This window comes from Rickettsiales bacterium, assembly GCA_025210695.1.
Classification (GTDB): domain Bacteria; phylum Pseudomonadota; class Alphaproteobacteria; order Rickettsiales; family CANDYO01; genus CANDYO01.
In genome coordinates this window covers 1-23417 of sequence record JAOARE010000042.1, presented here as the reverse complement: position 1 = coordinate 23417, position 23417 = coordinate 1, and the positions used below count along the sequence as shown (strand labels likewise).

General features: G+C 33.5%; 14 protein-coding genes and 1 tRNA gene. 4 read left to right on the top strand and 11 right to left on the bottom strand.

Annotation, left to right across the window (positions count from 1 at the left end; genetic code table 11):
* The first annotated feature begins 158 nt into the window (after positions 1-158).
* The 4 genes from N4A31_06760 (at position 159) to recF (ending at position 6827) form a co-directional block, all read left to right on the top strand.
* A complete protein-coding gene (locus N4A31_06760) occupies positions 159-3911 on the top strand; it encodes a type IV secretion system protein (GenBank protein ID MCT4635919.1) in 3753 nt (1250 codons plus the stop codon).
* A gap of 143 nt (positions 3912-4054) precedes the next feature.
* Positions 4055-4888 (top strand): rhodanese-related sulfurtransferase, encoded by an 834-nt coding sequence (locus N4A31_06755; protein ID MCT4635918.1) that lies wholly within the window; start codon positions 4055-4057, stop codon positions 4886-4888.
* Entirely contained in the window at positions 4878-5732 is an 855-nt protein-coding gene (locus N4A31_06750) for a division plane positioning ATPase MipZ (protein MCT4635917.1), read from the top strand. Before N4A31_06755 ends, N4A31_06750 begins: the two co-directional genes overlap by 11 nt.
* A gap of 6 nt (positions 5733-5738) precedes the next feature.
* Positions 5739-6827: a DNA replication/repair protein RecF gene (gene recF, locus N4A31_06745; protein ID MCT4635916.1), complete on the top strand. Its 1089-nt coding sequence runs from the start codon at positions 5739-5741 to the stop codon at positions 6825-6827.
* Here recF and N4A31_06740 read toward each other — a convergent pair.
* The 11 genes from N4A31_06740 to tuf form a co-directional block, all read right to left on the bottom strand.
* Positions 6805-11445, bottom strand: coding sequence for an ankyrin repeat domain-containing protein (locus tag N4A31_06740; GenBank protein MCT4635915.1), 4641 nt, complete (start codon positions 11443-11445; stop codon positions 6805-6807). The two genes, recF and N4A31_06740, sit on opposite strands and share 23 nt — an antisense overlap.
* 145 nt (positions 11446-11590) lie before the next feature.
* Positions 11591-15787, bottom strand: coding sequence for a DNA-directed RNA polymerase subunit beta' (rpoC, locus tag N4A31_06735; GenBank protein ID MCT4635914.1), 4197 nt, complete (start codon positions 15785-15787; stop codon positions 11591-11593).
* Positions 15788-15822: 35 nt separating this feature from the next.
* A complete protein-coding gene (rpoB, locus tag N4A31_06730; GenBank protein MCT4635913.1) occupies positions 15823-19905 on the bottom strand; it encodes a DNA-directed RNA polymerase subunit beta in 4083 nt (1360 codons plus the stop codon).
* Positions 19906-20066: 161 nt separating this feature from the next.
* On the bottom strand, positions 20067-20441 hold the full coding sequence (gene rplL / locus N4A31_06725) for a 50S ribosomal protein L7/L12 (GenBank protein MCT4635912.1): 375 nt from the start codon (positions 20439-20441) through the stop codon (positions 20067-20069).
* Between the two features lie 117 nt (positions 20442-20558).
* Positions 20559-21065: a 50S ribosomal protein L10 gene (gene rplJ / locus N4A31_06720; GenBank protein MCT4635911.1), complete on the bottom strand. Its 507-nt coding sequence runs from the start codon at positions 21063-21065 to the stop codon at positions 20559-20561.
* Positions 21066-21074: 9 nt separating this feature from the next.
* A complete protein-coding gene (gene rplA / locus N4A31_06715) occupies positions 21075-21809 on the bottom strand; it encodes a 50S ribosomal protein L1 (GenBank protein ID MCT4635910.1) in 735 nt (244 codons plus the stop codon).
* Positions 21810-21814: 5 nt separating this feature from the next.
* On the bottom strand, positions 21815-22246 hold the full coding sequence (gene rplK / locus N4A31_06710; GenBank protein ID MCT4635909.1) for a 50S ribosomal protein L11: 432 nt from the start codon (positions 22244-22246) through the stop codon (positions 21815-21817).
* Positions 22247-22265: 19 nt separating this feature from the next.
* Complete coding sequence (gene nusG / locus N4A31_06705) at positions 22266-22796, bottom strand: transcription termination/antitermination protein NusG (GenBank protein ID MCT4635908.1); 531 nt, start codon at positions 22794-22796, stop codon at positions 22266-22268.
* 1 nt (position 22797) lies between these two features.
* Positions 22798-22992, bottom strand: a complete 195-nt coding sequence (gene secE, locus N4A31_06700) for a preprotein translocase subunit SecE (protein ID MCT4635907.1) — start codon at positions 22990-22992, stop codon at positions 22798-22800.
* A 25-nt stretch (positions 22993-23017) separates the two neighbouring features.
* A tRNA-Trp gene (locus N4A31_06695) sits at positions 23018-23093 on the bottom strand.
* A gap of 182 nt (positions 23094-23275) precedes the next feature.
* Positions 23276-23417: elongation factor Tu (tuf, locus tag N4A31_06690; GenBank protein MCT4635906.1), on the bottom strand; the 142-nt coding region annotated here is incomplete at its 5' end.

Sequence of the window (23417 nt, the reverse complement as noted above, 5' to 3'; positions counted from 1 at the left end):
TGCTTTACAAATTGTGTTCGTACTTAAATATTTTTTAATACTTTCTGGTTGAGTGAAGAGATTATGTCATCTAATTGTTATCTTAAAAGAAAATATCTATACTTTTGATTGTATTTTGGATAGTCTATATTGAAAATCTAATCTAATGTCTTGTGTGCGTGATAAAATTTAAGAAAATTATTCTCTTATTATTGATGGTGCTTGTTGTTTCTGCTTGTAATGACAATGACTCTTGGTGTGAAGGGAGTAGTTCAGACGCTTATTCAGATTCAGACGGTATTAAGCAAGTTAATGAAACCACTGTAAAAGTTTATTCTGTGAGCGCTCAAGATCCTGATGGAGATACTTCAACTTATGGAGTGTGGGTTGATTCAGGTTTTTATGTTAGTAAAGATGATGATTTTCAAATTAGTGCCACAGGACAAATTATCATAGCCACAGATTATGAAGATGATACTAATTTGGGGGATGGTAAAGAATTCATTATTCCAGCTACTAAAGACAATGTTACTCCAATCTTAGATGAGGATGGTGAATATTTTGATTTTGCTCTCAATCAACAGATTAATGTAATTATTGATGATTGTGGCACTAATAGCGCTGATTACTGCACTCCTGTTGATTGTTCTACTAGCACCTTTGATTATTGTATTGAAGATAATGGTTGCAAACCAAATAAATGGACTTGGGCTACTGGTTGGCAGAGAGATGAAATAAATTGCAATTATATAGATGTAATAGATTTTTATTTTGGTAATGATGCAAGAAGCGAATGTTATGCGAATAAATGCTGTGCTGAAGATTTCTTTGGAACTTGTTGGTATTGGGAGAAGTGGGATTGTGCTCACTTCACAACAATTCAAGAAAATGCTTATTCATCTGGATATACAGACTCCGATGGTAATTATATTAGTTATAATGCTTGTCCAAATAATGAACCTGGCATATATGCTTATCCATATATTTGTGATGGCAACCCCCCCAATGATTACTATGTTTATAATACTAACCCACCATATCTTCCAGATAAAGATGGGTATTGTGATGGTCATGGAGATGATGGTAGTCATAGCGCTCCAAAATGTGGAGATAGAAGTAATAGTAAAGATTATGCTGAAGAGCCTTATTCATATAATCAATTGGGGGAAACTGACACTTGTTGGAATACTGGTGGATATAGATTATATGCAATGGAGGGGGGGATTGTATGTCCATCTGGTTGTGATAATAAGGCGGATAGTGATAACCCTTGCCCTGATGGATGTACTCATCTTAGGGGGGGGTATGCAACTTTTGATGAAACCAAAGGCGAGACAGCTGATTTCGTAGGAGGAGTTAGTTTTGCCTCTAGAGGAGATACGCTAAATTTACAAATTATTAATCCTCTTGGCGAATCTACAGTTGATGAGGAACATTACCAAAGTCAGTTAGACCAGATAGATGAAAATAATCAGACCATCAGTTACTTAGAGGATCAGAATGATGATTTATATGATGAGTTAACTCTACAGTTAGAGTTAATTGATGCATATAATCCTAATGGAGTTGGTGATGCTAGTGTTATTGATAGTTTAAGAGCAGAGGCTGAAACTTTGAGTGCTGGATTAATTGATGACAGTGGTGGAGCCGATCAGAATGAATCAATAAAGAACCAATTAGATTACATAGTAACATTATTTGATTACACGATTGATACTGGAACAGATTCTGATGATTCTGATGATGGCTATGATGCTGGCTGTGTACTCCCTTCGGCAGAAGAGGGAATTCAACAGATGTTCATGACTTTAGGTAGTGATATTCAAGATTATTCAGGCAATCCAGAGGTGGAAACTTGTTGGAAGATTACAATAGATGCGATGGATTATAAAGATTCATCAGATACAGCACATAAAGCTCAAGATATTATCGATGCTGGTGATGATTTAGAGGATTTATCAAAAAATATAACTGAGCCAGATGGTTCAACCTATTTAGATACTTCTGCTCCAGGCTGTACAAATAATAGTTATTATGATTCCAGTAAAAAAGAGTATGTAGATAATTGGAGCAGCGAATGCTATGTAACTAACGACACGGGAACCACTCATCAGGACATCCAAAATTTTATACAAGATTTAGATGAGACCTTGTCCTTACTTGAAGAAGATATGGCTTTAGCGGTGGCTATACAAGGCGATATTGATGATAATAACGAAGAGATAGTAAGTTTAGAATATGAAAATGAGGAAATAAATCAAGATATTTTAGAAGAAACTTCTTACGGTAATGATGATTTAGTTGGCGGATATGTTGTGCATGTTAGTGCTGGAGCGCTGGTGGCAGATAATGGTGAATATATGCATGCAGTGGTTAGTGATGGTGACCCTAATGTAGCAAATTCAACAACAATTACAACAGATTTTTCTCCCATATTAAATGTTCCTGCGGGACAAAGCATAACTTATATGGATACAGTTTATACTGCCATGTCTAGTGGCAATGTATGGACCTTTATAGATGACCCAGATGGTAGATGGGATAATAATAGTCAATATTACGATGTTACCTTTGGAAAGGTTTCTTATAAAGAAGGATTTGATGCTTTGGCAACTGGTTTAATTGAAGACATAAAAGATACTGTTGATGTTACTTCAGAGCGTATATTTAAAAATTTAACATGTTCTGATGGAGGTTCATCATGGCAATGTTCAAAATATCTTAAGATTATAACAGCTATGCTGTACTTATATATCATTATATGGGGAATGATGTATTTATTTGGTCTTATTAGGACTGATAAGTTAGATTTTGTAATAAGAATAGTAAAGATAGGAACTCTTACAGTTTTAATTCAGCCAGGTAGTTTTGAATTCTTTAATACCTATTTATTTCAAGGATTTAGTACTATGGCTAATACCATAATTGCTAATGCAACTGGTGCTCCCATTGATAATCCATTTAGATTTTTAAATCAGAATATGAATGTTCTTCTTCTTGATGAAACAACTTATTATAAGTTAATGGGAATGATGGTCCAAGGATTACTGGGCCTTGTGGTATTCTTCCTGATATTATATGGCACTATTTCGTTTATAGTAGCGTTCTTCCAGTCATTTTTAGTTTATATGATATCTTTAATAGGGTTAGGAATAGGTATGGCTGTGGCGCCTATATATTTAGCATTTCTGTTATTTGATAAAACTAAATATTTATTTACAGCTTGGTTTAGGTTGATGGTAAGATTTGCAATACAGCCAGTTCTTTTGCTCATAGGTCTAATAATAATTAATGGGATGTTAGCTACACTTTTAGATAGTATATTTAATTATTATGTGTGTTATAAATGTGCAATACCAATTACTTTTGCAATTCCTGGTTATCCACAAGTTGGAACAACTACTTTATTCTGTATTAGTTGGTTTACTGCTTGGGGAGATGATAATGTGAATAGCCCGGCTACTCATGCAGTGATGTCCATTCCATTAGCTATTATTTACTGTATGGTAACCACTGTGATGGAACTTTATACTGGTAAAATTTCTGGACAGGTTTGTAAGGCTATAACTGGAGGAGATGGAATTTCTACTCCAGGGGCGAAAGCTTCAGGTATGGGGCTTAATCCTTTCTCAGGAATGGATAATAGAATGAAGAGTATTGCAACAGGTACAGGACTTGTTAAGGATGAGAAGGGATATAAAGCACTAAGAAGTAAAATGATAAAAGGTGCGGCTATGGTAACAGCGGCACCTTATGCCGTAGGGGCAGCAGTAGTCGTAGGACATGCGGCGGCAGACGCTACAGCTGCTGTTGGTGTTCCAGCTTCACTTGCTGCTAGAACAAAGGCTGCTATTAATAAAATGAGAGGAAAAAAAGCAAGTAACAATAATAAAAAAACTTCTGATTCTAACTCTTCTGACAAAGAAGAGTGATATAGAGGTAAAAAATGTAATTAAGAAAAGCACAATCCTTTTGAAGATTGACAAAGAACTAATATTGACTAATTAGTGACAATAAAATATATTGATTTTAAAAAATATAAACTTATAACTAGTATTAAGTAGTGGATAAAGACATGGAATCTAAAGAGACGATTGTTATTACAGCATTTTATCATTTTTTTAATTTCCCCAACTTTGAGAACATGAAAGATCCTTTACTATCTTTTTGTAATAATCAAGGCCTTAAAGGTACAATATTATTAGCAAAAGAAGGTATAAATTCTACTATTTCAGGTTCAAGAGAAGGAATAAATAATTTATATAAATATTTAAAAGAAGAGATTGGAATTAATAATTTAGTCTATAAAGAGAGCTTTAATGAAGGGTTTCCTTTTGAGAAAATGAAAGTAAGACTAAAGAAAGAAATAGTTGCTCTTGGAGTTGAAGATTTAGATGTAGATAATTTAAAAGGTGAATATATAAAACCACAAGAATGGGATGAGTTTATTGCTAAGGAAGATGTTCTTGTTATAGATACTCGTAATAAATATGAAACATTGCTTGGAAGCTTTGATAGAGCTGTTGATCCTAAAACTGATACTTTCAGACAATTTCCTAGATGGGTAAAAGAAAACTTAAGCGATGTGGATAAAAACAAAAAGATTGCTATGTTTTGTACTGGTGGAATACGTTGTGAGAAATCCACAGCTTATATGAAATCTCAAGGATTCAATAATGTATATCATCTTGAAGGAGGTATTTTAAAATATTTTGAGGATACTGAAGCAAAAGCTTGGCATGGTAGTTGCTTTGTATTTGATGAAAGAGTGTCTTTAGATAAAAAGTTAGACGCTGATCATCCTCATTGCATAAAATGTGATAAAGATATGGATACTGATGATATACGTAGATCTGCTATGGCTGATCAGATGACTTGCATAAAATGTGTTGATCGTCATGGAGAATAACAACACTCACATTATTGTTATTGGTAACGAAAAAGGTGGAGCAGGTAAGACAACCACTTCAATGCATCTTATAGCTTCTTTATTGCATCTAGGTTTTAAAGTAACGTCAGTTGACGCTGATTGTAGACAAAAATCTTTGTCTAGATATTTAGAGAATAGAGCCCAACATATAAAAAAACATGCTGTGGATCTCAAAATTCCTAAACATTTTACTTTAGAAGAATCTACAGACCGTGAAGTTGAACAAAGAAGAATTCAAGATCATCAACAACTAAAAAAATTGGTTGAAGCAGAGTTATCCTCTGAAGATATTCCTGACTTTTTAATTATTGATACACCGGGTAGTAATACTTATCTTTCTAATTATGCTCATTCAATAGCCGATACTATTATCACTCCTATTAATGATAGTTTTTTAGATTTGGATGTTATTGCTCAGATTGAGGCAGATACATTTAAAATTATTCGACCAAGTTTTTATGCTCAGGCCATTTGGGAGCAAAAGATGGAAAAAGCTAAGCGCTCCAGAGGAGAAATTAACTGGGTTGTGTTGCGTAATCGTCTTAGTGCTTTAGATGCTAAAAACAAACGTAAAATGTCTAATGTGTTAGATAAACTTTCAGCAAGACTGGGCTTTAAAGTTGCTTCTGGTTTTAATGAAAGGGTTATTTATAGAGAATTGTTTTTGCATGGTTTAACCTTACTTGACGTGAAGAAAGGTGTGATGGAAGTTAGTTTAAGTTTATCTCATATAGCAGCTAAACAAGAATTGAATAATTTATTACATCAACTTAATATAAAGAATATAAATGAAGCTTTGTTGGCTCTTGAAGAATTAGGGTAGCCTAAAATGAGCGATGTTTTTCAGACGTCACTTCAATCCATAGAATTATATAATTTCCGTAATCATAATAGAATAAAGTTTTTAGAGTTGGGAACAGAATCTGTTGTTCTAACTGGCAGGAATGGTATAGGCAAAACTAATATCTTGGAGGCTATATCTTTGCTTACTCATTCTAAAGGTATTAGAGGAGCTAAGATATCTGATTTTAATAATCAGTCTAATGCAGATCATATGTGGCAAATAAATGCTCAAATAAGAAGTATATATGGCCTAAAAGAGATTCATACTCAACGTTTAGTCAAGCCTAATAGTATAAGAGATACTAGAGTAATTCATATAGATGGTCAGCCCATAAAGAAAAAAACTGAATTATCTGAAATTATAAATGTGGTTTGGCTAACTCCTCCAATGCAACAATTATTTATTGGTTCTAGCAGTAATAGACGTAGTTTTTTTGATCAAGTAGTAAATAATTTCTTTCCGCAGCATAGTTCTAATATTAGCAAATATGATAAATTTATGAGAGAAAGATTAAGACTCTTAAAGAATCAACAGAATGATGATTATTGGCTGAGTGCATTAGAGCAGAATATGTGGAATGAGGGAGGAGAAATTAGTGATGCCAGGATGAAAACTTTGGGGCTGTTAAATAAAGCAATTGAAATTAATGAAACTCCATTTCCTAAAGCAATACTAGAGCTTGTGAATGAGCCAATACCAGCGGATTTTTTAATGAGATTGAAGAAGAATAGAGGGCTTGATGGCGCCTCTGGAAGAACCAATCTTGGGCCCCATTTATTTGATTTGGAAGTTATATATACCAAGAAGAATATGTCAGCAAAATTTTGTTCTACAGGTGAACAAAAGGCTTTATTGCTTAATATAATATTAGCTCAAGTTTATGCCTTAATTGAGAAAAATAAGATAATTCCTTTATTGCTATTGGATGAAATTATTTCCCATTTAGATGAAACAAATAGAAGCTTGCTATTTGAACAGATATTATCTATTGGTGCACAAAGTTGGCTCACTGGAATTAATCCTAAGTCTTTTGAAAAGATAAAGGATAAAGCTAAGTTCTTGCACCTCGGTTAGTTTTCTTTTTCGTGCTTTCGCTTAGTCTTTTTATTAGTCCAGAAGTATTCTCTTTATCTAATTGATTCTTACAGGCTTTTCTTATACGTTTAATGATACCATCTCGTTTTACTTTTTCTTTCGCTTCTTCAGTTGGAGTAGGAGCAGCGGCAGTTTGTAATTCAGCTTTTGCTTGTTTGTAAAATTTATCGCTAGGGTCGCTTAGATAGAGTATATCAATATATTCATTAGTAAGTTGTGGAGAGTCTCCAGTTTCTCTGTTTTTATATGCAATTTCTGCTAATTTTTTTATACTTTCTTTGACATCTTCGTCTAAATATGCATCTAATTGCATAGCTTTATGGAAGATTTTAGTAGCCAAAGCAGGATCGATTTCTTTTTGAGCAGGATCGATTTCTTTTTGAGCAGCATCTTTTAGAACTCTATGAATATCTTCTTTACTATCTATAGTGTCCAAAGTTAATTGCATAGCTTTATGGAAGATTTTAGTAGCCAAAGCAGGATCGATTTCTTTTTGAGCAGCAGCATCTTTTAGAACTCTATGAATATCTTCTTTACTATCTATAGTGTCCAAAGTTAAAGTCTTTTCTTTTTCTTTAGAGAAGCCAAATATTGACATGAATTTCTCACGCATTGTCTTTTTTTGCTCAGGGTCGTCTTCCCATTCACTCATTATAGCCTTAAAGTAATTAGACCCTCTGTCTAATTCTCCAATTCTTTTTGTAATTTTTGCATCTTGATCTCTAAAGAATGCTTTAAATACACTACGTTTTGTTTTTAGATATTTCTTTAAACTTTTATCAAACTCTTCAGGTAAAGATAGTTCTGCAGAACCACCAGTCATTGATGCAAGAATTTTATTTCGCATGTCTATTACATTGTCATCAGTGATTGTTTTTCCTTCGGAAAATACTCTCCTGATAGAATTTGGTTCAAAGCTTGTATCATGGATATCTATTAATTCTTTCAAAAATAGGGGATTATGTTTTAAAGAATTATAATGAGGTGCCAGAATTTCAATATTTTCTTTAGAAAGCTTCCCTATTTTCTTTTTATCGTTTAATACAATATTGGCAATTTTAGCAAGTTTGTCATTATCAACCCCTTGAGTGTTCTTTAGAACATCACAGATTAGGTTAGGATCTATGTCTTGTTTGCTCTCTAATATATTATTTACAACCTGATTCTTGAGAATTTCTAATGTTTTTTCGTCTTTTGTTTCGAATAGTTTCTCTAATTTGTTTTTTTTATGTAAAGATTGTAATAATTCAATAGATAGTAGTTTATTCTGTTGATCTTCTTGAGTAGATACTGTTTTAGCTTCATTTATAATATTACTAACAATTTTACGCAACATTTGGTCATCGCCTTCTTCTAAGGCTATGCCAACAAGTTTGCTAACTTCTAAATGATTTCTAGCTTCATATTTAGGAGCTGTAAGATATATATATTTAGCCAGGTCATTATTAGCGTCTAATATCTCTTTAGAAATGTCATATTGATGTGCATTCCGTAATAAATTTTCAAGTTCTTCAAGGTTTTTATCATGAAGATATTGCAATACTTTTTCATTTATAGGAGGGGATTCATTTAATTGCTCTACAAGAACTTTTGTAAGGAGTTCAGTTTGCTCAGCGGTGGTATCTTTATTGCGAAGTTTCGTTCTTATTTTTTTACTTATTTGTGGAAAATTTGGGGTTGTTATATCTTTTTTGATATCTTTGGTAAATTCTTCAAATTCTTCATGTTTGGTAGATAAATCAACTAACTCTTGTGTAAGTCTTGCATTTCCATCTACACTATTCGGATTGTAATGGTTCTTTATTAATGAAACAACTTTATCCAAATATTTATTAATGTCTCTTTTTTCACTTGCAGTTAGTTGTTTTTGTTGGTCTGGATAATCTCTTAATACGTGTTTTCGATAATCCTCCAATTTTTCCATAATAGTTTGCTTATATTGCTCTTTAAAAAGTGTTACAACTTGATTTATCATTTCTGGTTTTCGATCTATATTTTCTATAGCCACTTCTAATACATGAGAGCTAAGAAGATCTCCATTTGGTGTGGGAGCGTCTTTAAGAATTGGTTTTTGTGATAAAAACTGATGGAATTGTTTTAATTTATCATCATATTCTTTTTGTTTGCTAGATAACTCTTTGCCTTTAAGATCTTTTTCCAATTCGAGCTTCTTAGCATGAAAATTATTGCTTAATTTATCAATATTATCCCTTGCCTGTAGTAGTTCTGTTTGTTTTTCATCTATAGCTTTTTTTCGTTTTTCGCTATATAGTTCTAATTGATCTGGACTGGTAACTTTGCTAGCATCAATAGTCATAAGATTGGATGGTTGAATGGCCGGGGGAAGCTCTTTTAGTTCTTTTTCTAGTCTATCTTCTTTGGCTCTAAGTTCTTCTTGTTTTAAGCTGAACTCATTTTCATGATCTGCCATTTTTTTCTTATGTAGTTTTGTGGGAGATTTTTCTTTAGCAGAGATAATATCATTGACGGCTATATGTGTTAAGTGGTTCCTTAGTATTTCTGGAGTTTCCGTGGCATAAATTGCTAGCATAAGGGAGGAATTCTCAGAGACTTCCACCATATCTTCTATTGTTCTTACAATATTTTGGAATGTTTTTATTTCCTTCTTAAAGTAATATTTAGTTGATTTTTCTATTAAGGAGATAATATCTCCAGATATATTGGTTGGTAGTTTTTTTAAAGATAATTTAGAGACTGTGTTATAGAGTTGTTTCATTTCTTCTGCAGAAAAATTACCTTCTAAGAATTTTGCTCTATCTTTGGTTAGCGTTGTAAGTGTTTGTAGTGCTTCAAATTCCTCTTTAGATAACTGCCCTAGTTTATAATCATTTGGTAGAGAAACACCTGTTTCTCTTAGAACAGAATGAAGTTTTAGAGCTTCTGCAGGGCTTTCTAAGTCATTACTATGAGTAACTATTTTATTTACCATATTTTCTATGATAGAAGGATTATTTTGATTTTGTTCTTTAATGTTTTCTATCGTTTTTCTAAGAAGCTGTGGATTAGAATTAACATTCTTTAATGCCAAATTTATAAGTCTTGGACCTTGAATATAATATGAATCATTAGTTAGAAGAGGTGCTCTATCTAGGAAAGCTTCAACCTTTTGAACATGTAATGCTTCGTTTTGTTGTTCTATAGCCTTAGTTATTTGTGATTCGGTGAGAATTTCTCTCTTTGTAGCACGCTTAAGTTGTTCGAGATTTTCTGGTCCAACAAGCTCAGTAACAGTTTCTTCTAGTATTTTATTAGGATTGTTAGCATGAAATATATCTTGCTGCATTTCTTTATGAATAAATTTATCTAATAATTCTTGATCATTTAAATCAGGGTTTTGTTTCTTTAAGAAATTATACTTATTATCTGCGCTTGTATCTGCGTATTCATTAATAATTGCTTTCGTATTAGATAGCATATATTTTTTATATTCTTCAGCAGAAGCTATTTCAATAGAGGGAGATTTTTTTAAAGATGTAGCTTTGTGTTCATCAATTTTTTCTAATAATTGTTCAAAAGGTAATACTCCAGGATTATCTTGATAGTAATGTTCAGCATCATATGTTAATTCTTTTTTTAAGACTTTATGAAAATGAGGAGCCATTAATTCTGCTGCATATTCACTAATTTTTGGTAATTTACTTTCTTCTGCTTCAGCTACAATTTGATTGAATTGAGTAAAACTAATTTTATTATCATTGTTTGTTTTATTCAATTCTTGGTTAATTAAGTTTTGTTGAAGTTTGTGCTTAACTAAATCAGTTAAAGTCTCTGAATATGATTGCCTATCTTGCTCTAATTCCTTAGGGAGTTTCTGATACATCAGATGGAGAGGTTTTAAATTATCTGGATTTTCTGCTAATATATCAAAAGCAGAAATTTTTTTAGCGTTTTTAGAATTTTTGTCATGTTCATTTAATACATTTTTTAGTTCTTCTGTGTTAGGACTCTTTTCTTCAACTTTTTCTTCTAATATTCTATCAGCTTCTCTAGTATCAGGTAGTTTTAAGAAGGGATTAGCTCCTTTTTCAATTAAGAATTTAATATTGTCATGATCGGCTTTTTCGGATGCTTCCTTGAATAATGCTTGTTGAGTAGCATTTTGCACATAAAAAGGAGCTTCATTTGAGGAAATATAAGGGCTCATTATGTGTAATAACTCAATCTTATTCTTCTCATTTGCTATAGTTAATGCAGATTGTTTTTCTGTATTTTCTTTAGTTGGATCAGCACCTGCTTCTAGAAGAAATTGGATGTCCTCAATAGAAGGGGAGGGTTTCTGCATTTCCTCTAATAATTTTTCTGATGCTAGTGTATCTAATAAAGACTTATATATACGATCAGGTTTATGCTGATACATTTTATAGAGTGATTTTAGATCTCCATTGTCAAAGGTCCGTTCAAACAGAGAAGACCCACCTGCTTTCTTTGCATAAGGATCAAGTTCTTGGTTCCGAGCAAGTATATTCTGTATTATACTAACAGCATTTGGATCGTTTTTTTTTGCTAATTCTTCAAATTGCTGTAATTCAGCAGTTAAATCATCTGAGACTTTTTTTTCTTTGCTAAAAAATTTCATCTAATATTTTCCTCAGTTGATATTATAGAAAATAATACTACTAGATCTAATAATAATAGATGAAGATTAATAAAACATTAATTAGAAGGTAGATAGGGGAGGTGGCCCCTGAATTATTATTTATTCAGGGGCTGTTACGGATAAATTAAACGTTAGCAGATTCTTCTGGGTTATCCAAAGATTCTTCAGATGTAGCAGCAGCTATTTCAGCCGCTGCTGCTTGTTTTGTTGCTTCATCTGCATCAAGCATTGCAGCATTAGTTTTCATTTTGTTAGCATAGAATCCAGTTCCTGCTGGAATTAGACGTCCAACAATAACGTTCTCTTTAAAGCCTTGTAGGCGATCTAACTTACCAGCCACAGAAGCCTCTGTTAACACTCTGGTTGTTTCTTGGAAAGAAGCAGCAGAAATAAATGATCTTGTCTGTAGAGAAGCTTTAGTAATACCTTGCAATACAGAAATAGCAGTTGCAGGAGCATAACCTTTCTTCTCAGCTTTTTGATTAATTTCATCTAATTCTTGCTTATCAATCTGTTCACCAGTTAATAAGGTTGTTTCACCTGGATCTGTTACTTCAACTTTCTGAAGCATTTGACGGATGATAACTTCAATATGTTTGTCATCAATTATCACACCTTGCAGGCGATATACTTGTTGAATTTCAGCAACCATATAATGCGCTAAAGCTTCAACGCCCATAACTTTTAGAATATCGTGTAATACTGGGTTTCCATCTAATAATAGGTCACCTTTCTTGATGTAATCACCTTCGTTAACAGAAACATGTTTTCCACGAGGAATCATATATTCTACAGGTTCAATAGAAGCATCTGTAGGCTTAATTATAATTCTTCTCTTAGATTTATAATCTTTACCAAATTCAACATAACCTTCAATTTCAGAGATCACAGCATGATCTTTAGGTTTACGTGCTTCAAAAAATTCAGCTACTTTAGGTAGACCACCAGTAATATCACGAGTTTTACTAGATTCTCTAGGAATACGAGCAATAACATCACCAGCATGAACTTCTGCACCATCGTCAACGCTAAGAATTGCATTAATTGGTAAGAAATATCTTGCTTCCAACTCATTAGCTAGAACGATAACATTGTCTTTATCATCAAGAAGCATAATTCTTGGTCTTAGGTCAGCTCCACGAGTTTGTTGTTTCCAATCCACTACTACTTTACTTGCAATACCAGTGGCTTCATCTAATACTTCTCTTACTGAAACACCTTCGAGCAAGTCTTTGTAAGAAATTTTACCACTTTTCTCTGTAATAATAGGTATAGTATATGGATCCCACTGGGCCATAATGTTTCCTTTCTTAACTAACTCTCCTTCGCTAACATTCAACTTGGCACCATAAGGAATATTAAATCGGGCTTTTTCATGGTCTTTTTCATCAGCAAGGATAACTTCACATGATCTACTCATTACGATTTTATTACCTTGACTATCAACCACCACATTGTGGTTAACAAAGAATACTTTAGCATCATGAGAGGCTTCAACATTGGATACTTCGGCGCCTGTAGTTGCAGCTCCACCTTTATGGAAAGGACGCATTGGTAACTGAGTTCCTGGCGCACCAATAGAATGTGCAGCAATAACACCAATTGCTTCACCTGGACTTACTAAATCACCGGTAGCTAAGTCACGTCCATAACATTTTGAACAGACTCCAGTTTTAGCTTCGCATGTCAGAACAGATTTAACTTTTAATGAATCAATTCCAACAGCTTCAATTTTTTCAACTATATCTTCATCAATCATCTCATTTTTACTAATGATTATATCATTAGTAACAGGGTGATGAATATCTGTAGCTGTAGTTCTTCCTAAGATCTTATCTGCTAAAGGAATCGTAACTTGACCGCCATCAATAGTGGCTTTTACAACTATTCCATTATCTGTGCCACAATCAATTTCTTGGGTAATACAATCCATTGCAACATCAACTAGACGTCTTGTTAAGTAACCAGAATTTGCTGTTTTTAACGCTGTATCAGCAAGACCTTTACGAGCACCATGGGTGGAAGTAAAGAATTCTAATACACTCAGACCTTCTTTTAAGTTTGAAGTAATAGGAGTTTCAATAATTTCACCAGATGGTTTTGCCATTAGACCTCTCATTCCAGCAAGCTGTCTAATCTGAGTGGCAGAACCACGAGCTCCAGAATGAGCCATCATATATATTGAGTTAACTCTTGTTTGATTTGAGTGTTCTTTTTTGTCTGGTTGTAATCCAGAGATTTCTTTAACCAAGTCAGCAGCTACTTTATCAGTACATTTAGACCAAATATCAACAACTTTGTTGTATTTTTCACCTAAGGTAATCAAACCATCAGAATATTGTTTTTCAAATTCTTTTACTTCAGCTAAAGTATTTTTTATATGAGTGTCTTTGCTCTCTGGAACAATCATATCATCCTTACCAATAGAAACACCAGCTTTACAAGCATACTTAAAGCCAAGTTGCATTAATCTATCTGCAAATATAACGGTTTGTTTTTGTCCACAATGACGGAACACAATATCAATTAAATGAGAAATTTCTTTTTTAGTTAGTAATTTATTGATGTTTTCAAAAGGAATATTATCCTCTTTTAATAACTCAGAAACTAGTATTCTTCCAGGTGTACTATCGACAAGAACAACTTCATCTTCTCCGTTAATATTTTTTTGTTTACGGCGATATTTTATCTTAGAGTGAAGAGTAACCTTCTTGGCGTATAAAGCATGATTCATCTCAGAGTTATCAACAAAGCACATTCCCTCACCAGGTTCATTATCTAATTCCATAGTTAAGTAATATAAACCTAGGATAATATCTTGAGATGGTACGATGATAGGCTTACCATTAGATGGGTTTAAAATGTTGTTACTGGACATCATCAATACACGGCATTCAAGCTGAGCTTCAAGAGAAAGAGGTACATGAACAGACATTGTATCACCATCAAAGTCAGCGTTAAACGCAGCGCAAACTAGAGGGTGGAGCTTAATAGCTTTACCTTCGATTAAAGTTGGTTCAAATGCTTGAATACAAAGTCTATGAAGTGTTGGAGCTCTGTTAAGCATTACTGGATGTTCACGAATAACTTCTTCTAGAATATCCCAAACTTCAGGTCTTTCACTTTCAACCATTCTCTTAGCAGCTTTAATAGTTGTTGATATTCCATATAATTCAAGTTTTGAATAAATGAATGGCTTAAATAATTCTAGCGCCATCTTCTTCGGTAAACCACATTGATGTAATTTTAATTCAGGTCCCACTACGATTACTGAACGACCTGAATAATCAACACGCTTTCCTAATAAATTTTGACGGAAGCGTCCTTGTTTACCTTTCAACATATCACTTAGAGATTTGAATGGACGTTTATTAGCGTTCTTCACAACTCTAGCACGACGTCCGTTATCAAACAGAGCATCTACAGATTCTTGAAGCATTCTTTTTTCATTACGAACAATAATATCTGGAGCTCTTAGCTCAAGCAGGCGGCGTAAACGATTATTACGATTAATTACTCTACGATATAATTCATTAAGATCAGAGGTGGCAAAACGTCCACCATCTAACATTACCAAAGGACGAATCTCCGGTGGAATAACTGGAAGAACTTCCAAAATCATCCATTCAGGGTTATTCCCAGAGTCTAGAAAATCTTCAACTAACTTAAGTCTTTTTACAATCTTTTTCCTTTTTGTCTCTGAATTTACTTCGGCTATTTCTGCTCTTAATTCATTCTTTATTTCTTCTAAATCTAATTTAGAAAGCAAGTCTTTTACTGCTTCTGCACCAATCATTGCAGTGAAGCTATCTTCACCATATTCATCTAATGCTTTATAGTATTGATCTTCATTTAATACCTCGTTCTTTGAGAAAGGTGACATTCCAGGATCTATGACAACATATGCTTCAAAATATAGAATTTTTTCTAATTCTTTCAAGGTCATATCCAGGAGAGTACTAATTCTTGAAGGCAATGACTTTAAGAACCATATGTGTGATACAGGGGCTGCAAGTTCAATATGTCCCATTCTTTCGCGACGAACTTTGGAAGTTGTTACTTCCACTCCACATTTTTCACAAACAATTCCACGATATTTCATTCGTTTATATTTACCACAAAGACACTCATAATCCTTTACCGGACCAAAGATTCTTGAGCAAAATAATCCATCGCGTTCTGGCTTGAAGGTTCTATAGTTTATAGTTTCTGGTTTTTTTACTTCACCAAAAGACCATGACCTAATTTTATCAGGACTGGCAATAGAAATTTTCATCAAGTCAAAATCATAACTTTCTTCAGAATTAAACAAATTCATCATTTTAATAATTATCTCCTAATAAATCATTTAGTCTTTTAGTTCGTAATTGTTTTTTGTTCTAATTCAACACTTAAACATAAAGAACGTAATTCTTTTATCATAACGTGGAATGATTCAGGTATACCACATTCAAAGTTATTATCACCACGTATAATAGAGTCATATATTTTAATTCTACCACTTACGTCATCTGATTTCACAGTCAACATTTCCTGAAGTGTATAAGCAGCACCATATGCTTGGAGAGCCCAACATTCCATTTCTCCTAATCTTTGTCCACCAAAATGTGACTTACCACCTAATGGTTGTTGAGTCACTAGACTATAAGGCCCAATAGAACGAGCATGTATTTTATCGTCAACTAGGTGATGAAGTTTTAACATATAAATATAACCAACTGTAACTTTACGCTCGAAATATTCACCTGTACGTCCATCAATTAGTTTTACTTGACCAGAAGAGTCTAGATTCGCTCTTCCTAACATATCTACAATATCAGCTTCTTTAGCACCATCGAATACTGGGGTTGCAATAGGAATACCTTTTTGTAGATTGCTTGCTAATTCTAAAACTTTTTCGTCACTAAAACTTTCTATAACTTTGGTAATTTTATTATCATCATAAGCTTTAATAATAGTTTCTTTTAGAGCTGTAATGTCTTTCTTTGACTTTAGATGCTCATCTAAAGAATTTTTTATTTGTTTTCCTAAATTAACAGCAGCCCAGCCTAAATGAGTTTCAAGTATTTGTCCTATGTTCATTCGAGAAGGAACACCTAATGGGTTTAGTACTATATCAACTACAGTACCATCTTCTAAATAAGGCATGTCTTCAGAAGGTAAAATCCTAGAAACAACACCCTTGTTACCGTGTCTACCAGCCATTTTGTCCCCAGGTTGTAATTTATGCTTCATGGCAATAAATATTTTTACAACCTTTAAGGCTCCTTGTGGGAGATCATCTCCAGACTGGATTCTTTCAACATTAGTAGCAAATACTTTGTTTGCTTTATCAACACTTAATCGATATTTTTCTCTCACTTTATCAATAGCTAACATTGTATTTGTATCTTCTACTACAATACTCCACCATTGACCTGTGGTGTAATCAGAAAGAATTTCTTTAGTAAGAGTTGTACCAGGTTTTAAGCTTTTTGGACCGGAAACAACAATATTATTTAGCAATAGTTCTTCTAATCTAGAGAACATTACTCCTTCAACAATATTTAGTTCATCATTTTTATCTTTTGACAAACGGTCAATTTGGGTGCGTTCAATTGATAAAGCTCTTTGGTCTTTTTCTATACCACGTCTTGTTAAAATTTCAACTCCAACAACAGTACCACTAACTCCTGGAGGAAGGTGTAAAGAAGAATCACGCATATCTGCTGCTTTTTCACCAAATATAGCACGTAGTAATTTTTCTTCTGGTGTCATTGGAGATTCACTCTTAGGAGTAACTTTTCCAACTAGAATATCACCGGCTTTAACTTCAGCTCCAATATGAGCGATCCCGACTTCATCCAAATGACGAAGATGTTCTTCACTTATATTTGGAATATCTCTTGTTATTTCTTCTTGTCCAAGTCTGGTATCCCTAGCCACGCATTCAAATTCTTCAATATGAATAGAAGTAAACACATCGTCTTTAACGATTCTATCAGACATCAATATTGAGTCTTCAAAATTATATCCATTCCATGGCATAAAGGCTACTAGAACGTTCTTACCTAAAGCTAGCTCTCCTAATTCAGTACTAGGACCATCAGCAATGATATCACCTTTAGATATTTTGTCGCCAACTTTTACTAAAGGTTTTTGATTGATACAAGTGTTATGGTTTGAACGCTGAAATTTTTGTAAGTTATAAATTTCAATACCAGGTGAATCTTCCTCAGAATCTTCAATACTACGGATCACTATTCTGGTTCCGTCTACTTGTTCAACAATTCCATTACTAGTAGCAGTTATTGTTGCTCCAGAGTCACTTGCCACTACGCTTTCCATGCCAGTCCCAACCATAGGGGCATCAACTCTTAATAATGGAACAGCTTGTCGTTGCATGTTTGATCCCATCAAAGCACGATTCGCATCATCGTTTTCAAGGAAGGGAATTAAAGAAGCAGCAACAGAGACCATTTGCATTGGAGATACGTCCATATAATGAATTTCCTCTGGGGGTACCATAATAAATTCGCCATTTTTACGACAACTTACTAAGTCTGCCATAAAGTTACCATTATCATCCATGTCAGCATTAGCTTGAGCTATAATATATTTTCCTTCTTCTATAGCTGAAAGATAAACAACTTCATCTGTAACTCTAGAATCCTTAACTAAACGATAAGGACTTTCTATGAAACCATACTTATTTACCCTAGCGTAAGTAGCCATACTACTTATTAAACCAATGTTCTGACCTTCAGGAGTTTCAATTGGACAAATACGACCGTAATGACTTGGATGTACGTCGCGAACTTCAAAACTTGCTCTATCTCTTGTTAATCCACCAGGTCCTAAAGCAGACATTCTTCTTTTATGAGTAATTTCTGACAAAGGATTAGTTTGATCCATAAATTGGGATAATTGCGAGGAAGAAAAGAAATCTTTTATGGTTGCAACTAACAACTTAGAATTAATAAGATCATGAGGCATTACTGAATCTAGGTCAACAGAACCCATTCTCTCTAAAATTGCTCTACTTAAACGTACTAAAGCTACTCTAAATTGGTTTTCTACCATTTCACCAACAGCTCTAACCCTACGGTTACTTAAATGATCAATGTCATCAATTTCACCTACACCATCTCTTAGCAACACAAGATTTTTTATAATTTCTAAAATATCATCTTTTGTGAGAGTTACTAATTCTTCCGGAAAATCTAGATTAAGTTTTGCATTAAGTTTAACTCTTCCAACTGCAGAAAGATCATATCTTTCAACATCAAAAAACAAGCTATTAAATACCTCTTTAGCACCTTCAAGAGTTGAAGGTTCTCCTGGTCTTACTACTCTAAAAATATCAATTAGAGCTTCTTCAGATGTATTATTTTTATCTGCAAATAAAGTATTGCGTATATAAGGTCCTACATTAACGTGATCTATGTCAAGTATTGTGAACTCATTAAGGTCAATTCTTTCTAAAAACGCAATCTTATCAGCTTTTAATTCTTCACCTACATTTAAATATACTTCTCCAGATTCTGGATTGAAAATATCTTGACCAATAAACGATCCAATTAGCTCTTCTGGATTAATTAATTTTTTACTAAAATTACGCTCTTTTAGTTGTTTTATTAGACGTGCAGTTATTTTAGATCCTGCAGTGGCAACAATCTCATTGGTATTTGCGTCAATTAAATCAGAATTTAATTTAATACCTTTCATTCTTTCATAATTAAAGTCAATAGCTAAGCCATTTTTAACTTTTTCAACTGTAAGTTTGTTGTAGAAATAATTTAGGATATCGCTTGAAGAAAGATTTAAGGCGCGCAGTAATGAAGTAAGATGAAGTTTACGCTTACGGTCTATTCGGAAATATAGAATATCTTTTGCATCAAACTCAATGTCTAACCAAGAACCACGGTACGGTATTACTCTGGCTGAATATAAATATTTACCAGTATTATGAGTTTTTCCCATATCATGGTCAAAGAATGCTCCAGGAGAACGGTGCATTTGTGAAACAACAACTCTTTCAGTTCCATTCACTACAAAAGTACCTTGATTAGTCATCACTGGAATATCACCAAGGAAAACCTCCTGTTCTTTTATGCCTTTTATTTCTTTTGATTGAGTATCTTCATCTATATCCCAAATTATCAATCTAAACAAAGCTTTCAAAGATGCGGAGTGATTTCCTCCTCTTAGAACTGCTTCGCCAAGTTCATATTGTATAAACTCTAATGTAGCTTGACCAGATGGGTCCTCAATTGGAAAAACAGAACTAAAAACTTGCTGTAAACCTAAATTTTTACGTTGCTCTGAATCAACATCTGCTTGCAAAAATAAATCATAGGAATTTTTTTGAAGCTCTATTAAATTTGGCATTGACGCAATTTGTTCAACTCTACCAAAACTCTTACGAATTTTCTTATGTGCAGTGAACGAACTAACCATGAATAACTCCGACTAAATTAAAGAAATAATAGAAATATTAGAGAGCTTTGCGTTGCTTATGCTATAACTATAAAACTCTTTACCAATAAAAATAGATCTCTACATTAAACTGCCATAAGACAATCAATATAAAGATCTATTAGATGTAAAATAAAATAAAATTATTTTATTTCAACTGAAGCGCCAACTTTTTCAATTTGCTCTTTAATTTTAGTAGCTTCATCTTTTGAAACAGATTCTTTCAGAGCTTTAGGAGTAGCTTCAACTAAATCTTTAGCTTCTTTTAAACCTAAACCTGTAATTGCTCTTACTTCTTTAATAACTTCGATTTTTTTATCACCAAATGAAGTAAGAATTACACTGAAGTCTGTTTGTGCTTCTTCTGGGGCCGCTGCTGCTGCACCAGGAGCTGCTGCTACTGCAACAGGAGCTGCAGCACTAACACCCCATTTTTCTTCTAGCATTTTTGCTAGCTCAGCGGCTTGCATTACGCTTAACTCAGATAACTCATCTGCTATTTTAACTAAATCGACCATTTTAATCCTCTTTTCTTAAATAAAATTATTAATAATAATATTACTTATATTATTTTTTAGGCTATATAAAAAACACTAAAAAACCAACATAAACTTTATAACAAACAATGAAGTTTGTTATTTATTTGAATAAGCACCCACAACTCTAGCCACTTGCTCAGATGGAGTTGTAAGTACGCGAACCACCTTAGTAGCAGGAGCATTTAATAGACCAATTATTTTTGCTCTTAATTCATCTTTTGATGGCATATCGGACAGTACAATAATTGATTTTTTATCCAAAATTTCTTCATCAACTACTCCACCTAGTAGTACTAAACTTGCATTAGTTTTTACAAAACTAGTTAATTCTTTTGCCATACTTACAGGGTCGTTTGAAACAACTAAAGCAGTAGGTCCAGATAATAAAGAGTCTAAATCTTTACTATTAGTATTTGCGATAGCTAATTTTGCTAAACTATTTTTTATTACCTTAAACTTCGCTCCGCATTCACGCATTTTTCCTCTAAGGAAGTTTAGCTGATCAACATTCAATCCTTGGTAATGAACAATCACAGTAGAAGAATAGGAATCTACTAAGTCTTTGATATCACTAATTTCTTGTTTTTTTTCTAATCTATTCACCATTAGCTCCTAATTATTTATCGATAAATTTGCTACATCAATAGGTAACGAAGGTCCCATAGACGATGAAATATATAATGATTTTAAGTAAGTGCCTTTAGAAGCAGAAGGCTTAGCTTTTATCACCGCTGATAATAATTCTTTAACATTATCAAGAAGATGACTTTCTTCAAAACTTAACTTTCCTACAGCGGCATGAACAATTCCCGCTTTCTCAGCTCTAAATTCAACTTGGCCAGCCTTAGCTTTTGTTACCGCTTCGGCTACATTAACTGTAACTGTACCTAGTTTAGGATTCGGCATTAATCCTTTTGGCCCAAGAACTTTAGCTACTCTACCAACAAATCCCATCATATCTGGAGTGGCAATACAGCAGTCAAAGTCAATTTTACCAGATTGAATTGATTGAAGCAAATCATCACTACCTACAATATCAGCACCAGCTTTTTGAGCTTCTTCAGCTTTTGCTTCTTTAGCAAAAACTGCAACTCTAACTTCTTTTCCAGTACCATGAGGCATAGAAACAACACCACGAACTTGTTGATCAGAATGCTTCGTATCAACACCAAGATTGCATATCACTTCAATACTAGAATCAAATTTTGTAAAACTATTAGTTTTTAAGAATGTTACCGCTTCGCCAATACTATATTGTTTAGCGCTATCAACAAGAGCCCTTTTCTGACGAATGTTTTTACCGCCTTTTCCTTCTTCAAGATGCTTTACTTTAGTTGTTTTAGTCATTTTTATTATCCCTCTACTTTTACGCCCATTGATATAGCCGTACCAATCACAGACTTACAAGCTGATTCCACATCAAATGCGTTCATATCTTCGATTTTTTCTTTTGCTATTTCTTTTACTTGATCCATCGTTAACGTACCAACCGGGGCAGTTTTACCTGTTTTGTCAGACCCTTTCTTTAATTTTGCTGCTTTAGTAATAAAATATGATACCGGAGGTTTTTTAACTGCAATACTAAAGGTACGATCTGCATAATATGTTATAACACAAGGAACTGGAGCACCTGGCTCTATTGATTGAGTCATAGCATTGAATGCTTTGCAGAACTCCATAATATTTAAAGCACGTTGACCTAAAGCTGGTCCCACAGGAGGAGAGGGGTTTGCTTTACCAGCTGGAATCTGTAATTTTATATAACCTTGAACTTTTTTTGCCATAAAACATTAACCTTTATATTTATTCTTTTTCTACTTGAGAGAACTCTAATTCTACAGGAGTTGAACGACCAAAAATAGTTACAGATACTTTCAACCTTGACTTCTCTTCATCAACATCTGATACTAAACCAACAAAAGATTCAAATGGACCATCGTTAATTTTAACTGATTCACCCACCTCAAAAACTATTGCAGCTTTAGGCTTATCAATCCCTTCTTCCATCTGTTTGAATATAATTTGAACCTCAGATTCACTAACAGGAGAGGGCTTGCTTGCACTACCAAGGAAACCAGTTACCTTTGGCACATTCCTAACGAAATGCCAAGTTTCATCATTCATTTCCATATTAATCAAAATATAACCAGGAAGAAACTTTTTTTCTACATTTATTTTTTGATTTCTTCTGACTTCCATTACTTCTTCAGTTGGTACCACAACTTTTGCTATTTGCTCTTGAAGATTCTTTTTTCTTGCTTGCTCTTCAATTACTTTAGCTACTTTCTTTTCATGTCCAGAGACTACATGGACTATATACCATTGATAGGCCACTTTAATTAACTCCTAGATTTAATATTAAGCTTACTAGCTTATATATAACCACATCTGCGCCTAAAAAAAACAAAGACGCTATAACAACCATTACAAGCACTAGCATAATTGAGACCATGGTCTCTTTTTTACTCGACCAAGTGATTTTTTTGGTTTCTTTGATTACCTGATCTATAAATTCTACTACTTTTACCATATTTTACACCAAAATATTTTTAAATTGGCAGGAGCGGAGGGACTCGAACCCCCGACCTTCGGTTTTGGAGACCGACGCTCTACCAACTAAGCTACACTCCTAGTATTTTTATAACTTTTACGTTGTTTTAACGTCAATGCCTAAATCGCATTGAAAGATCAAGAGTATTGATTAATAACACTATTACTCAATAAATCAAGTATTCTTTTTAGTTTTTAAGCAAAAAAACTACCTTAGCTAATTTTTAGGTCAGCTTAGGTAGTTTTTATGGTTATAAATATTGCTATTTTAAAATTTTAGCAACAACGCCAGCACCAACAGTGCGACCACCTTCACGAATAGCAAATCTTAAGCCTTCATCCATTGCGATAGGAGATATTAATTCAACTTTTAAGTTTACGTTATCTCCTGGCATTACCATTTCT

Coding starts and splice junctions, on each gene's coding strand:
- rplL (MCT4635912.1), bottom strand. CDS start 20,441: ATGGTCGATTTAGTTAAAATAGCAGATGAGTTATCTGAGTTAAGCGTA.
- rpoB (MCT4635913.1), bottom strand. CDS start 19,905: ATGGTTAGTTCGTTCACTGCACATAAGAAAATTCGTAAGAGTTTTGGT.
- N4A31_06740 (MCT4635915.1), bottom strand. CDS start 11,445: ATGAAATTTTTTAGCAAAGAAAAAAAAGTCTCAGATGATTTAACTGCT.
- recF (MCT4635916.1), top strand. CDS start 5,739: ATGAGCGATGTTTTTCAGACGTCACTTCAATCCATAGAATTATATAAT.
- rplA (MCT4635910.1), bottom strand. CDS start 21,809: ATGACTAAAACAACTAAAGTAAAGCATCTTGAAGAAGGAAAAGGCGGT.
- N4A31_06750 (MCT4635917.1), top strand. CDS start 4,878: ATGGAGAATAACAACACTCACATTATTGTTATTGGTAACGAAAAAGGT.
- secE (MCT4635907.1), bottom strand. CDS start 22,992: ATGGTAAAAGTAGTAGAATTTATAGATCAGGTAATCAAAGAAACCAAA.
- rplK (MCT4635909.1), bottom strand. CDS start 22,246: ATGGCAAAAAAAGTTCAAGGTTATATAAAATTACAGATTCCAGCTGGT.
- rpoC (MCT4635914.1), bottom strand. CDS start 15,787: ATGATGAATTTGTTTAATTCTGAAGAAAGTTATGATTTTGACTTGATG.
- N4A31_06755 (MCT4635918.1), top strand. CDS start 4,055: ATGGAATCTAAAGAGACGATTGTTATTACAGCATTTTATCATTTTTTT.